Annotated in this window: 15 protein-coding genes; 9 read left to right on the top strand and 6 right to left on the bottom strand. The window is 46.2% G+C overall.

What is annotated here, in order from left to right; translation table 11 throughout:
• Positions 1–152 precede the first annotated feature (152 nt).
• Positions 153–1,535 carry a tyrosine-type recombinase/integrase gene (locus BM403_RS08295; RefSeq protein ID WP_139237959.1) on the top strand — a complete coding sequence of 461 codons (1,383 nt, stop codon included), beginning with the start codon at positions 153–155 and terminating at the stop codon, positions 1,533–1,535.
• The gene (locus BM403_RS08290) at positions 1,525–2,535 is read left to right on the top strand and encodes a hypothetical protein (protein ID WP_093542433.1); all 1,011 of its coding nucleotides are present in this window, start codon (positions 1,525–1,527) and stop codon (positions 2,533–2,535) included. Before BM403_RS08295 ends, BM403_RS08290 begins: the two co-directional genes overlap by 11 nt.
• A 7-nt stretch (positions 2,536–2,542) precedes the next feature.
• Here the strand turns inward: BM403_RS08290 and BM403_RS08285 are convergent, their stop codons facing one another.
• Positions 2,543–2,788, bottom strand: coding sequence for a helix-turn-helix domain-containing protein (locus tag BM403_RS08285; protein WP_093542431.1), 246 nt, complete (start codon positions 2,786–2,788; stop codon positions 2,543–2,545).
• A gap of 175 nt (positions 2,789–2,963) precedes the next feature.
• Between BM403_RS08285 and BM403_RS31415 the strand changes: the two genes are divergently transcribed.
• Together BM403_RS31415 and BM403_RS08275 are read left to right on the top strand one after the other, a co-directional pair.
• The gene (locus BM403_RS31415; RefSeq protein WP_139237958.1) at positions 2,964–3,635 is read left to right on the top strand and encodes a hypothetical protein; all 672 of its coding nucleotides are present in this window, start codon (positions 2,964–2,966) and stop codon (positions 3,633–3,635) included.
• Positions 3,628–4,533, top strand: a complete 906-nt coding sequence (locus tag BM403_RS08275) for a hypothetical protein (RefSeq protein WP_139237957.1) — start codon at positions 3,628–3,630, stop codon at positions 4,531–4,533. The genes BM403_RS31415 and BM403_RS08275 overlap by 8 nt, the downstream gene beginning before the upstream one ends.
• A gap of 30 nt (positions 4,534–4,563) precedes the next feature.
• Here BM403_RS08275 and BM403_RS31410 read toward each other — a convergent pair whose 3' ends face one another.
• Entirely contained in the window at positions 4,564–4,884 is a 321-nt protein-coding gene (locus BM403_RS31410; RefSeq protein ID WP_139237956.1) for a hypothetical protein, read from the bottom strand.
• A complete protein-coding gene (locus BM403_RS31405; protein WP_139237955.1) occupies positions 4,881–5,072 on the bottom strand; it encodes a hypothetical protein in 192 nt (63 codons plus the stop codon). Before BM403_RS31405 ends, BM403_RS31410 begins: the two co-directional genes overlap by 4 nt.
• 311 nt (positions 5,073–5,383) lie before the next feature.
• Here BM403_RS31405 and BM403_RS08270 point away from each other — a divergent pair, with 311 nt between their 5' ends.
• From BM403_RS08270 to BM403_RS08255, 4 genes are all read left to right on the top strand, one after another.
• Positions 5,384–6,715, top strand: coding sequence for a plasmid recombination protein (locus tag BM403_RS08270; RefSeq protein ID WP_093542425.1), 1,332 nt, complete (start codon positions 5,384–5,386; stop codon positions 6,713–6,715).
• Between the two features lie 473 nt (positions 6,716–7,188).
• Positions 7,189–8,238, top strand: a complete 1,050-nt coding sequence (locus BM403_RS08265; RefSeq protein ID WP_093542422.1) for a hypothetical protein — start codon at positions 7,189–7,191, stop codon at positions 8,236–8,238.
• A 297-nt stretch (positions 8,239–8,535) separates the two neighbouring features.
• Positions 8,536–8,730, top strand: coding sequence for a hypothetical protein (locus BM403_RS08260; RefSeq protein WP_139237954.1), 195 nt, complete (start codon positions 8,536–8,538; stop codon positions 8,728–8,730).
• Between the two features lie 177 nt (positions 8,731–8,907).
• Positions 8,908–9,453 carry a hypothetical protein gene (locus BM403_RS08255; RefSeq protein ID WP_093542418.1) on the top strand — a complete coding sequence of 182 codons (546 nt, stop codon included), beginning with the start codon at positions 8,908–8,910 and terminating at the stop codon, positions 9,451–9,453.
• Between the two features lie 244 nt (positions 9,454–9,697).
• Here the strand turns inward: BM403_RS08255 and BM403_RS08250 are convergent, their stop codons facing one another.
• The 3 genes from BM403_RS08250 to BM403_RS08240 all read right to left on the bottom strand — a co-directional run bounded on the left by BM403_RS08250 (position 9,698) and on the right by BM403_RS08240 (position 12,142).
• Positions 9,698–11,536 (bottom strand): replication endonuclease, encoded by a 1,839-nt coding sequence (locus BM403_RS08250; RefSeq protein WP_093542415.1) that lies wholly within the window; start codon positions 11,534–11,536, stop codon positions 9,698–9,700.
• Positions 11,537–11,546: 10 nt separating this feature from the next.
• Positions 11,547–11,759, bottom strand: coding sequence for a helix-turn-helix transcriptional regulator (locus BM403_RS08245; protein ID WP_093542413.1), 213 nt, complete (start codon positions 11,757–11,759; stop codon positions 11,547–11,549).
• A 179-nt stretch (positions 11,760–11,938) separates the two neighbouring features.
• The gene (locus BM403_RS08240) at positions 11,939–12,142 is read right to left on the bottom strand and encodes a helix-turn-helix transcriptional regulator (protein ID WP_093542411.1); all 204 of its coding nucleotides are present in this window, start codon (positions 12,140–12,142) and stop codon (positions 11,939–11,941) included.
• 257 nt (positions 12,143–12,399) lie between these two features.
• Here BM403_RS08240 and BM403_RS08235 point away from each other — a divergent pair, with 257 nt between their 5' ends.
• Positions 12,400–13,458 (top strand): hypothetical protein, encoded by a 1,059-nt coding sequence (locus BM403_RS08235; protein ID WP_175538058.1) that lies wholly within the window; start codon positions 12,400–12,402, stop codon positions 13,456–13,458.
• The last annotated feature ends 91 nt before the right edge of the window (positions 13,459–13,549 follow it).

Genomic DNA, 13,549 nt, shown 5'->3' with positions numbered 1-13,549 from the left:
GTATAACGTTGTGTGCCGACGACTAAAAAAATGTCCTAATGCATTGAATATGCTGGTTTATACGGATTCTATACGTACGGTTTGTATTCCTGCGTGTGTCGATGTAGGGTGTCATCACCCACGTAAATGGCACGCAGAATGGCACGCGAATGATGACTACCAGTAACCAGAAGAGCGCTGTCAAGGCGGGCTTTCTCAAAGACATTCAGGTTAAGCAGATGAGTACCGGGACCCTCAGCGAAAAGCTGCAAGGGCTGCCTGGCACAATTTATTTTGAGCGGCGTGAGAGCGGCGTTATTGAGGTTTATCTTCGCTACACTCCGCGTGGAGGATTGAGGAGAAAGCGTAAGATCGGGGCGTATCGCTCGTCAGAACGTGGGGGAGGGTTGTCTCTCTCAGAAGTCCGGGCGAAAGCTCGGGAGCTTGGTGAGATAGCCAGAGATCATGGAGATATCGAGGCGTATTTTGCTCTTCAGGCTGAGCGAGCTGACCTAACCAAGCGTGAAGCTGAAAGGCTGCTAGCTGCTGAGTCGGCCCGCAGCACCTTCACTGAGCTGTTTAGAGACTATATTGAAGATCGCACCGGCAAGGTGATGCCAGATCAAATTCGAGATTTTGAAAATTATCTCCGGGGTGATTTTTTAGAGTCATTTCCCGAAATCATGGCTGTGAAGGCCCGTGATGTTGAGCCTAGACATATTCAGGAAATATTGAACAGAGTGTGGAATAGGGGGGCAAAGCGGCAAACTGAGAAAATTCGCTCGGCGTTACACGCCGCTTTTGCGTACGGTTTGAAGTGTGAATATGCTGTTGGTAAGCGGTCAGATAAGACTTATGGCTTAAGGTCTAATCCGGTCTCATCAGTGCCGGTGCCAACAGCTAAAAAACCAAAGGATAGAGCACTTTCAGATGAGGAGCTAAAGCTTTTCTGGCACACCATAGCAGTCACTGAAGGAGTTGGACCTGTTGTCGCTGCGGCTATGAAATTTGCCATCGCAACTGGCGGGCAACGAATCGACCAGATCGTTAGGCGGGAGTGGAGTAGCTATAATCCTGAGGAGAAAACCTTTTCTATTATCGACAAAAAGGGCAGGAACTCAAAACCGAGGCTCGCTGTTCTACCGCTGACTGGCAGGGCAATAGCAATCCTTGAGGGCGTCCGGAGCTTCAATGGCCCAAATTGCACGCTGCCATTTTCCACCAACGGAAAAGCGAAGATCTCGTCTTCCACATTTGCTCATGCTGTGGCTCTGTGGTTTGAGTCCGATCACTCAATAGTAAATGGAAAAAGAGTTCCGAAATTTACACCTGGGGATTTTAGGCGAACAGTAGCGCAGATCATGCAGGCAGAGTGCATTAGCAACGAAGATAGTGATTTGCTTCAAGGTCACGGTCTATCAGGCCTAGTGGCTGATCATTATCGTAACGATCCCCAGAAGGCAGTTCCCAAGAATCGGAAAACTGTTGATGCATTAGAGCTTGCGCTGGTGCGTATCCTGGATAGTGTGAAAGAGGGGGAACCTAATGAAAAGTGATAGTGGTGAAGTATTAAAGTTTAAGTTGGGGAATGAGTTTATTGCTACTGAGGCTTACGCGATGGGGCTAAACGAGGCCCTCAGTGTCTTGACTCCATTTCTAAGCGACGCTCAAAGGAACGACTTGTGTACTAAAAAGCTAAGCCTTGAAACGAGTCCTGTAAGCGAGCAGGCATACATACAGTCGGCTGTGGAGCTAACAGTTTGCGCCCATTATGCGCGTTTTTATTCAGATGAATTCATATATGAGGAGAAAGTAAATCCTCCGAAAGACGTAGACTGTTCTGTGCGTATAGGTGGGTTTAAATATAATATAGAAGTTAAATGCGCAGATTTTGTTAAAAAAGAGTTGGTAGATAAAGCTAGCGGTTTCAAAATAGGAGCAATGGGTCGTCTCGATGACTATGCGCAGTTAGTAGAGCAGCTTCAAGAACTCTTTTCATCTGATGGGCATGTCTTGTCCGAGCAGCGTCATATGGATAATAATCTTAAGACGTTCCTTGTTTCGGCACATAGTAAATTTGCAGCAGTGACCCCCGATAATGAGTTAAATATTCTTATTGTCGCGTGTGATGATGCTATGGATATGCAGAAATGGCATTCTTATCTGTTTGGTGTTCAAGGACTCTTTACCAACGATTCATACGCTGATCGTGCGGCTTATGATAGGGTGGATATGGTTGTTTTGACCAATCTATACCATCGACATAAAGACCCTGCTTCAAAACATAAAATAACTGGTCATTGGCATTTAAGTGAAGCGTTCTGTATTTTGTGCGCTAACCCATTCTCCAAGAAGCCTCATGCAACAGCTTATGAGTTCTCAAAAACAGTTAGGCATTTTAACAATGAATGGAATGATTACCTTTCAGGAGCAGATGACATTCTTAAGGGAATAGGGATTCCGGCGTTTGTTGGCTCGGAACTTCAAGCCAAGGGGATGTACTATTTTCAGCCATATGACTCCGAGACCGACGAGGCTGAAAGCGAAGCGCCATAGGGTGCCCCTACAGCCCTGAATCCACGAGCAGATCAGAAGGGCGACATCCTAAAGCGCTGGCGATTCTAAGGATGTTAAGAATCGTGACATTTCTCTCCCCTCTCTCAATCTTCCCTGCATGCGCTCGATCGATCCCAGCAGCGTCTGCCAGAGCTTCCTGGCTCAATCCCCTAGCTTTCCTGCGCTCACGGATCGCCGAACCTATCCTCAACAGGTCTCCGTTAACATCAGAGGAATACGAAATTCTTGCCATCCGCACAATGTGCGGCGATGATGCATTTATGACCACGGCATTTACGACCCATTAGGGTGTCGATCCGTTGGCCCTGCCGGAAATTTGGCGTGTTGAACGCTAGCGATCTGTGAGGCGTCAGGGAATGCTTGTTAAGTTGTTGCTCATAATTTTATTGCATGAGAGAAGGTGAGTGATGCGCTTTAAGTCCGGCGTTTATGAAGTGTTAAGCAATGATGAAGCTAGTTATATTCACGGCAATGCTGATGAAATTAATACTACTCACACAAAAAATGTTTGGCTGAAAGATCTATCCAACGGCCAAGTAGAGAACATAAATCTTCAAAACTCCGCAGTACCGATCCGCCCCGGAGCAAAAATAGGTCTTGCATTTTTCAACGGAGAGATTATTGCTTTTAAAAGAAATGACCAAATTCCTGTCGAAGATCCAGTTTCGCAAAAAGCAATGCACAATTCCGTTAAGGCCGCTCTTTGGGCTGTCTTTCTAGGGGCCTGCTGCTCAGTGCCTTATATTGGGTATATTGCAGGAATAATTTTAGGTGCTGGCTCGCTAATTTTTGGTATGAATTTGATGGGTCGGTATAAAAAGTTTACGGGCAACCGATTTTTTGGGGCTTTTTTACTATTTATGAGTATCTATATCTGGTTTCCATATCAGTCAGCACATGGCGATTTGGGTTATCTAATGGGTACGTTAATCAACATGGCGATTTTGCTGGTACTCGGGTTTCTAGGTTTTCAGATGTATAAAATTAGCATCGAGAAAACCTATTACAGTCGTGCGGTTACTGAAATTAATTCCACTTGGAAACAGATTAACGCTCAGGAAGGGAAAACAGGTGTTTAATTTTAGTAAAGGTTTGAAGGCGGTTTCATTGGTACTCATCGGTAGTGCGTTGCTAACTGCGTGTGGTAAAGAAGACACTGATGCAGTGGCAAGTAACTCAAAGGCCAACTCTGGCAGAGCTGTCAATGCGCAAGGCATGACAGAGGAGGGGGTGAAAGCTCAGAAAGAATTTGAGGAATCGAATAAACCACTTCGGACAGAATTTTCCGCTCCTGGTCTTGCTGATGAAGCAAGCTATCTGAATATTCAATCTAAGATTAGTGCTATTCAAATTTATACGGCTAAGCGTAATTGGGACGAAAATCCAGATGAAATTGCTAAGTCGTTGAGCGGTGCGCTTATGGTGGAATCTGATTTGCCGGAACTTTCTAAGTATGAAACAGAATTCGCGGCAAGCCAGGATGCATTCAAAAAGCGTGAGCTGGCAGAAAAGATATCAACCCTCATCAAGGCTCAGGCTCAGAAGATTGATGGAAACATTCGTGTAAAGATGATTGTTGATGCAGATTTTAAGACTTATGATTTTGAATCGCACAGCTTCGTGAGCAACAGTTGTATTTTTTCTGAGAAGCTCGATTATACAAAAGCTGAAATGAGTAATCCAAACACGTACGCAAAGGCGCAAAAGCCTCGATGCTATATACAACCAGGTACGACAAATTTCCTAGTTGGCGTCGTTAACGGCTCGAAGCTTAATCTGAAAATTGATCAGGAAGAAGTTGCCAAGAAGCTTGAGGACGCACGTGGGAGCGCGCAATTCGAGATCTTTGGCTATATATCATCAGTGGAGCGAGAGCGGGCTGGTGGGGTCTTGAAAGATAAGCGATATCTGATGATTGATCCACAGAAGGTAAATGTCATAGATAAAGGCGTAATACTTTACTCCAAAACATTCTGAAACAAACGAATGCCCCTTTAGCGGGGGCATTCACTTTGAAGGGTAAGATTGGTTGGTTCTCTCACGTTGGCTCGGTGATGCTCCCTCGCTATCATCACTCTTCTTTTTGTTTGTTTTCTTATTAATCTCAGCATTGAATCGTTCTGATGGCCTCATCGGGCTGTAGCTATAATCAGACGGTGTACACAGTGCCAGTTCTGTCATTAGAAGACGAATCTTAGCCCTGTTTGTTTGCTCTAATTTAAGAAGTGAATAAAGCTCTCTATATTTTTCGTGCTTGATGATTTCCAGTTGCAAAATCTTTTCAACTTCTACGATTTGAATCTCATTAGGTATTGAAATAGCTTTCATAGGTGGCGTGCCCACTCTAAAAAAATATTAAATTTGGTCAGCAGGAAAAAATATTCATACGTTAGGATTGGTGCTGCTATTGAAAACATATAGAAGTAAAGTGGATTTTCTGGGTGTTCATCAAGGCTTATTAATGTTTCGTCAATAGAATCTAGTTTGTCTAGATCGTCTGAGTTGGTAGCTCTCATTTTATTTGCTCCTTCAATTATGTCGTTTCTTTAACTCATAATAACATCCTCATATTAATTAAATGTCGGATTTTATGGGCGCGATGAATTTCTTGATCTGGCCCTGTGGATGTGTGGAATATGAATATAGACCACGCCAATCCATGCTTTTGACCTTGCTTCTGCCTGCGGCAGCACCGCGTTTATGAATGACGAACGAAGTGAGGAAGTAATAAACATAGTCGGTCACTATGCTTTTGATCTGGCTCCGTTTTTTGCTCTGTTTTTGATGTAAAATGGGCATGTTACATATAATAAGGAGAGCCTAAAAAATGGCCGGATTTCAGTTTGCACATGTCGATTCTTTTGCATTGAAAGCAGCAAAAGGCAAGACCGGGGGCCACAGTGTCCGAAGTATCATTGCAGAGGCTCAGAGAGAGCCTGGTGCATGCGATCACGTTACAGAACCCCTACCACCTACGCTGCTCTATGGTGCCCCAGTGAGCGAGCTGGAAGACATCTGTAATGAGTACGCGTCCACGATGAAAGATGCTCAAGGTCGTAAAATGCGGGCGGATGGCCTGTGCCTCATGGCTGGGGTCGTGAGCTGCCCTCCTGGCGCGGAAGGCGATTCCTGGGAGAAGATCCGAGGCGATTCTATTAATTGGCTGAAAGAGCGATATGGAAAGCGCCTGCGCTCGGTGATCGAGCATAAGGATGAAGAGCACCCCCACCTCCACTGGTACGTAATTCCGCTGCCTGGAGAGCGTTTTGACGCCGTTCACGAAGGCAAGCGAGCTGCGGCCGAGGCGAAGGCTGAAGGATTAGCCAAAGGCGATCAGAACAACGCCTATAAGGCCGCCATGCGCAGCTGGCAGGATAGCTATTTTGACAGCGTCGGGGCTCAGAACGGGTTGACCAGAATAGGACCCGCACGACGCCGATTATCACGCGATGAATGGAAGCAAGAGCAGCACGCCGTCGAACAGCTTGCGACGAAAATGACGAAGGTCGTCGACCTTGAGACAGCCGTCGGAACAAAGCTGGAAGGCGCTGAGGCGACCGTCGAGGCGATGCGTGCCGAGGCCCTAGATGAAGCCCGGAAGATCCGCAACAAAGCCACCAAGGACGCCGACAAAGCAATTCAGGAAGCTCGCGATCAGGGCCGCGATGAAGCCATTAAGGATTTCGGCAAAACAAGCCTGTGGGCGAAACTGACCGGACTCCTGGGCAGCAAAGATAAGGAGATTGAAGCCCTTAAAACTGAGGCCAAAACGCTCCGCAAGGATCTGAAAGAGGCTCGGTCAGAGACGGGGAAAACCAAGGGGTTGCTGGCCTCTGTGAAGGCAGCAGGCAAGAGCATCGCCCATAGATTTCTAGGATTGGAAAAAGAGCGTGATAGAGCCTTGGAGCGAGCTGAAAAGGCCGAGCGTCAGCGAGATAAATTGAAGGCGCAGGTGTGCGTGCTCAAGGAGCGCGACGGTTCTCACGCGGGCCTCGATAAGCAGCTTTCAGATATAGCCTGGGAGCGGGATAGCGAGAGAGCGAGGGCAGACCAGATTTTGAGGCAGCTTTCCAAGCTGGAGGCGTCTCATAAAGCGCAGGACGCCCCTACGGCGCCATCAGCGCGGTTTGCCAATTTGGAGTTTGGGCAGATGGTATAAATCCATTCTTGGACGCTTCGCTCGGCAGCTCCACTTCGCCCGCAGAATTGGCAAGTAACTGAGCTTTGCTCCTCTATCCTATCTAGAAGTCGCAGAAGTTCCGAGGGGGCTGAAAATGGCGCAGAAGCGCGCAAAAACCCTGCTTTTGGCTGGGTATAGATTTTTACCCCATACCTTTCACTTAGAGCTTTGGTGGCTTCTATTAGGGGTTGCCACCCAGCGTACCGATCAATCATTTCGCTTCACATATCTATGTAGGGTTAGATTAGCCATTGCTGCCGATGGCGACAGGCAGAAATCCACGACCCAAAGCTGCCTGTCGGGGGAAGGAGGAATCGGTCAGCTGCCGTCCAAATACTCAAGCCTAGCAGGATTCAGTTCGCCCTTTCAGTTGGCGCTATAGTACAGGATAGTGCCCTGCCTCTTTGTCAAATTCCATTTAACTGCACAGCGATACGCAACGGAGATAGTGAATGAAAAGGCTGTTGGAAGATAACACCGTGCTGCCAGAGCAATTTCACGCAGCATACAAGTTCTGCTTCGCAGCGCACGACGTAGCAGCCCAGTTGCTGGTTTCAGGCATGAAACAGGGGATATTTGTCACAAATATATCCTTTAATGGCGAACATGAAAAAAACGCGTTCGATCAAGCTGATGATTTGATTGATTGGTTAAAGCAAAGTGGTCGCATGGATGACGAGGTTGATGTGCTCGTCACTATGGCCTTCCCAGCAGTGTTGTCGGATATGCTTCATTGTATTTTCGAAGCGCTCGAAGCATCTAGGAAAGGCAAGCTCGCTATTGCATATATGCTACTGAGAAAACCATTTCAAGAGAGCCTTTACCTGCTTGAGTCGGTAGTTGCGGACAAAAAAACCTTCGCGAAAATGATTGCTGACGACCCTTCAAAGCTACGCCCACAGAATGCAGGCGGCATAGACGGGCATACCCGCCGCATCCAAAAAGTACTGGAGATCATTGGTGAAACGTCGCGACTGGATGCTAACTACATAGCAAAGCTTCGTTACGACAAAACCGAGCGAGACAGCTTTGATGGCATATGTAATAAGGCAATGCACTTATTCACCGAGCATAAAGCAATAAAAACAGAGCAATACAATATTAATTTTATTTTCTCGCAAAAAGATCAAGCGCTGACGCAGTGGGCCTTTCTCTACTCTCGCCTACCCTACTTGTTGACTTATATCGTCTCTCTTGTAGAGCACATAGCTGAACGGTTTGCACAGACACACCCGACATACACGCAGGACATGAGCCGTCGGTTGGCAGCATTACTATTGATAAGTACTCCGCAGGTGGCACCAGATTATCAGGCTGAGCCACTTACTCACCTAGTACTTGCAACCTACCATTGGCTATCAGAGCACTGTATGAGCAATGGCTTTCCCGCACCTAGAGTCGAGCACTTGGACAGAATGGCAATATCTGGAGCGTTTCCAGGGGAAGGGGACGACGAAGTCGACGCCCGAGACCTTCTATACAAGCAGCTTGCGAACGAATGACAAGCTCTCTGAATCACATTTGGCGTGGTGCGCGCACCGACAGACTGCTCATGGCCGTTCTCTGCCGGTCGTCACTACCGCGTACGCTGGTCAAGTCGAATGCAAATGGTTGGTCAGCACGAATGCGATTGACTGGTCAGTGGCAATGCAAATGAGTGGTCAAGTTCATGCTATTACGCAGCTAGCACGCTAGCCCTTCTAAAATTCGCAATTATGAAAGCCGATTCCGATTAAGGTCTCTAAATTAGTTGAGTTTCATGTTTATAATGTAGTTAAATTTAAATGCTGAGTGAAATCATGAATAAATATCTCCCGCAAGTTGAGGAAGACTTCGATAGGCAAGAATTGCTCTACCTTGAATTGATCGACGCTTTTGGTGTGCGTGGGGTCCATTTACGCCTTTTAGAACTGCGCGCCGCTTTGGACAGTAACGCGGACGTCAGTGTGATAGCAGCAAAACGAATGTTTATAGATGGAGTGGGCGTCAGATGAATGCTGATCTTGGATTTTGTCACTATGTTTAATAGTGAGACAATAAAGTGAAAGCAGATTATATGATTGACATAGTTCCAGACTATAGAGTCATAAGTCGCAGATAGAGATATTCAACTGTTATGGTTTGATTCGATAGTTCACCATTTGCCGCTCAAATCGACGTGGCGAAGAAAAATGCAATCTGATAATTCCTCAAATTACAAACAATGTGCATACGACGCCACTTTGAAAATGTTGGAGATGTACAGTCATTTCTTTCAGATTTATGATTATTTTTCCTCTGTAAATGATGGTGTATTGAGCTTTCATGAGGATGTTCTGAAAGCTTCGGTGCTCCGAAACTACTCAGAGCTTGAGAGTGAATATCAACTCAATCTTAGTATTTGTTTTGGAGAATGCCCTAAGATCAGGCCCTTGCTTGCGCTAAAGCGCCCAAAGCTGGATTATCAAATCACGCTGAGGAACGCTTGGGGTTTCACTTTCGACGCGTTTGGGAGCGTTGATGTCTTCATGGCCGGTCTCGGTATCAGAGTTGGGCATACTGAACAGTACAATCTGAGCGACTTCCAGAGGGCCAAACAGCGGGTCTTACGCTCGATACGCGAGCTTTACAGCGACTGTAAAAAATTTACTGAAAGTTACCACATTGCGCATGGCAGCACTCCGGAATATGCCTTTGCGGTGGTTCGGAGAATTGACCTTGAAAGAGTTTTTGATTAGGGCTGGTTGTTATTGCGTGACGGCTTCATGTCGCGGGATAGCAAGCAGCGTCGGGGCGCGGGGGTGAATCCCCGCTGATGAACTTGAACACGCATTAATTTTGAAGTGTCAATACTATAAACACTCGTAACACTTGCTGCCCTGGGGCCATTCGGCTGTAGGCCGGTATGTCAATGTCATTGACACTAAATCGGGTCCTGAGAATAATAAAATCGAATTTTGATGTTTATGTAATTGACCATGTTTATGGCATTGACATCAGGTTACAGATTTTAGCGTAGGTTAACGGGTTTGAGCGTTCAGGCGGTGCGTTGCATGCTAAATATGGGGTCGTGTAGCGATCAGGATTTAGAAGTTTAGCTCGTTTTAATAGTTCTGAAGCAGTTGGGCGGGCAAAACTCTTTAAGTTTGTACGGTCCGCTTTTCTTGGGTAAATAGAAATAACTGTAACTTTGTCTTTTGATTTTGATTTTTCATCTTCCTGCCAATGTAGCAGTGCTCTGGTTTCGGCAGGTTTGGTGGTTTCTTGTATGTTCGTGACAACTTCGTATTTATCGCCTGTCAATATTTCAATCATGCTATCGAGGAAACGAACGCCTATAACTCGCTTCGTCGTTGCTCCGTGCTTATTCAAAATCTCTTCACGAATCAATTCGACGTTTGCTAGGTGATCGCATAAGAAGTTTTTAAAGGCTAGAAAATTGGTAATTTTGGTATTTCCATTTGATCGGTCATGCATGCGGCACTCTGACAATATTGCGCGCACGCTTTCTGGAAGGTTTGCTAGCGGGTCAGTTATTTTATTAAGCGCTCGGAATAGCGTTAAAGATCCTTCTATTCCATAATATTGCATCTGCCTTATCCCCATAGCTCGAATTCCGGCGCGTACGCGCTCTACGTCGACTATCGTTGATAAATCCTGCTCCTTTCTTATTTTATCTGCCTGTTCGTCATAGAGATCGGTGCGTTCGAGTTTTGAAGTGTCTACAGTCTTTCCTATATATTTCAATACGTAGGTAGCAGCCGCTACCCCATCTATCTCTTTTACATCGGCCTGTCGAGAGGTGAAATAGAAATCTAAACATTGTTGAAAGCCTTCTAAAATGTTTGGATCTATGAACATAAGGATATGCCAGTGGACGCAGCCATCCTTATGAAGCTCCGCTGTTCGCACGCCGAAACATTTTTCAAGTGAGAACGGCGTTCCGCGTTTATTTAATAGGGCTCTAAGCTTTGCCCAGGTGCGAGTTAAGTATTTTTGACTATCGTAGCTGCTGGTCTGATCGAAACTAGACCTTCCGTTCATTGGGTTCGGATGATAATTGGCTGGTGCAGTGAGCGTTAGCATATAGGGCATGAGGCCCCGTTCAATCGCGATAGCTTCGAGATTCTTTATAATAAAATAGCTTTCGTTGAATTTTCGTTCTGCTTGCTTTAAATGCAGGTCGTATAAATTAATGAGGTGGCCGGTTTCCTTAACGAGAACATCTCTCCGCTTTAAGAATTCCGCGTTTTTTTCATCTCTGCGCCGGATAAAAGTCACAGTTTCATTTGAGCAATAATCTATGTCGGTTTTGCCACCGATCGATCTTGTTTTTGCCTCATATTCTAGCCGAGCGTTATGCACACATTTTGTGAATCTACGCTTTACAAAGCTAAAGTCCGTCAAATAGCTAATTTGTATAATGTGATCGCACTTCCGAACTGGGGCGCGTAGGTACGGGTAAATTGAGAGTTCAATATCGCATAGAATTCGCAGTTCCTGATCATATCGAGCCGCTTCCTTTTTTAATATTTCATCTACTGCCTTGCAAGAGTGCGTTCCACACTCGATTAACCTCAATTTCTTTTCGAAATCGAGAGGGAGTTGGGGGTTGAAGTCACCGGAAAATAACCGGCGATATTCCGGAAGGCAATTCTGTTGGATATTCTTTATCTTAGCTTGGATTTCGGAGATAAAATGTTTCGTCAGCCCGCTAACTTGGTCCGCAGTCAAGCGGCGCAACATTTTTTTGTTGCGCGGATCAAATAACGTTATGACGCTATCTGTGACTGCTGAAGGTTTAGGCTGGTTGGAAAGCATCGACCAAAAATCACTTTTCTTTTTTTGGGCAATTTGGCACGTCAGCCGAGGACGTAGGTAGATTTATCATCCACTCTTCGATTTCTGAATTAATCCAGCGACTTGCTTTCCCTATTTTTCGGGCTTTAGGAAACGTATCATCACTGATTAATATGTAAATAGTGTAACGAGATAGACGGATTTTTTTTGATAGTGTTGCAAAATCTAAAAGATAGTCGGACATTTTTGTATGCTCTTATTATTATTTTCGCTTTAGCTTTCTTTCTTCATCTTAGGTAACGCTGCTTAGCGCGCTGTTGCTGGGTGAGTCCAAGAGAAGAGTCTGTTGCTAAGAGTGATTCAATTCCCGAGTCCTGCCTGTCTGAATCAAGGAAGCTTGGGGCATGGGAACTGAGTCACATATCAGATGGTGTCAGCCAGCTGGCTAGGCCCGCCCATAGGTAGCTTGCGAATCCAGTCGTTGATTTCGCTTTCAACCCATCGACTCGCTCTTCCTAGTTTTCTAGGGCAGGGAAATTCATTGTTGCGAATTCTGTCATAAATAGACTTTCTCGACAGGCAAACCTTAGTCGCGACCATCGGTAAAGTGAGTAGGCTTTCGTTCATGCTGTGTTCCTTGTTGTGAGTTCGTGTATCAAGGATACCCAGTGTTTATGGGGGTGTTCAACCGTAACAATACCCGTTTTCTTGACGGTTTCAATTTCCTCTTCTAGGTTTTCCACGGTCTGCGTACTGTTGCGATAAATGAAATAAATAAAGTTATTTTCAAACGCTCGTTTCAATCTCGGCGTATCCGGAATACTGATTCGCACACAAAGTCGTAAGCTGTCTAATCGAGTGGTGCAGGGTGAGAGGCGGGCGTAATGGCTGGGAAGAATCAAAGTGCGCTAGATAGCGCGAAGCTTTTGCAAAATGCTCTGGATTCGATATGTCTAGGCGTCGAGGATTACCAGCTGAGCATTGAATCTGCTGATAGGTCGATTCGGGTGGTCTCTGCCGCCCGCAACCTTTTTGCAGGGGTGCTGCTGCTGTTCAAGTACAAAATTGCAGTGATGGCAGGGTCACCCGAGAACGCCGCCAAGCTGATCTACAAAACCAAGGGGTTTGAGGCACGTATTCGCCAGGACGGAGCCCTTGATGTTGTGCTCCAGCAAGAATCGCGGACCGTCGACGTAAAGGACATACGGAAGCTTTTCAAAGATCTGAATGTCGTTACCGATTGGGGCGTACTTAATGAGCTTCAACGATGCCGTAATGACCTAGAGCATCTACATGCTCAGCATCCCATCGAGGAGATAAAGAGATTCCTCGTCGCACTGTTTCCGCTCCTAAGAGATTTCATCACCACTGAAATCAGAGAAAACCCATATGAGCTTCTAGGTGCGACTTGGGATGTGATGCTTCAAAATCATGACTTCTACTCTAAGAGCTTGGCGGACTCACGATCCCGGTGGAGTGCTCTTGGTGTTCTGGATCACACTATGGAGCTTTTCCAAACATGCTTATGCCGCGCGTGTGGCTCTGCGCTGCTGGAGCCGTACAGGGAGGACGCCGCATCGTCGCTCCGCTTCGACGATTCAGAATTTCGCTGCTCTTGCATGGCTTGTGGGCAGACCGATTCCTTCACTGAGGTGTTGGCAGAAGAGCTAAGGTATTTAAAGGAAAACCCTTTCGATGAGGCTGAGGTTATTATCGAGTGTGAGCATTGCTGGCATCCGACGTTCGATCTGTCTGAGGGCATCTGCCACCTCTGCACGTACGAATGTCATCCGGCTAAATGCTCTGAATGTGATTCGTTCCTTGACCAGGACCAGAGCAAATATGGTTCGTTATGCAACGGATGCGAGGAAGCGGTTCACCAGATGCGAGAGTACGAGCTTGCGGTAAGGGCGAGCGGCAATACCGATGGAGATGAGGTCTAGCGGGTAAAAACGCCAGGTGACGTTATGCAGGGTTTTGGAAGTGGCACGCAAAACGGCACGCAATGCGTGCCGTTTTTTTGTGTATCAACAC

This window comes from Pseudomonas sp. OV546 (assembly GCF_900116845.1).
GTDB lineage: Bacteria > Pseudomonadota > Gammaproteobacteria > Pseudomonadales > Pseudomonadaceae > Aquipseudomonas > Aquipseudomonas petroselini.
Note: the sequence above shows the minus strand (reverse complement) of the source record. Positions and strands in the feature narration are given on the sequence as shown.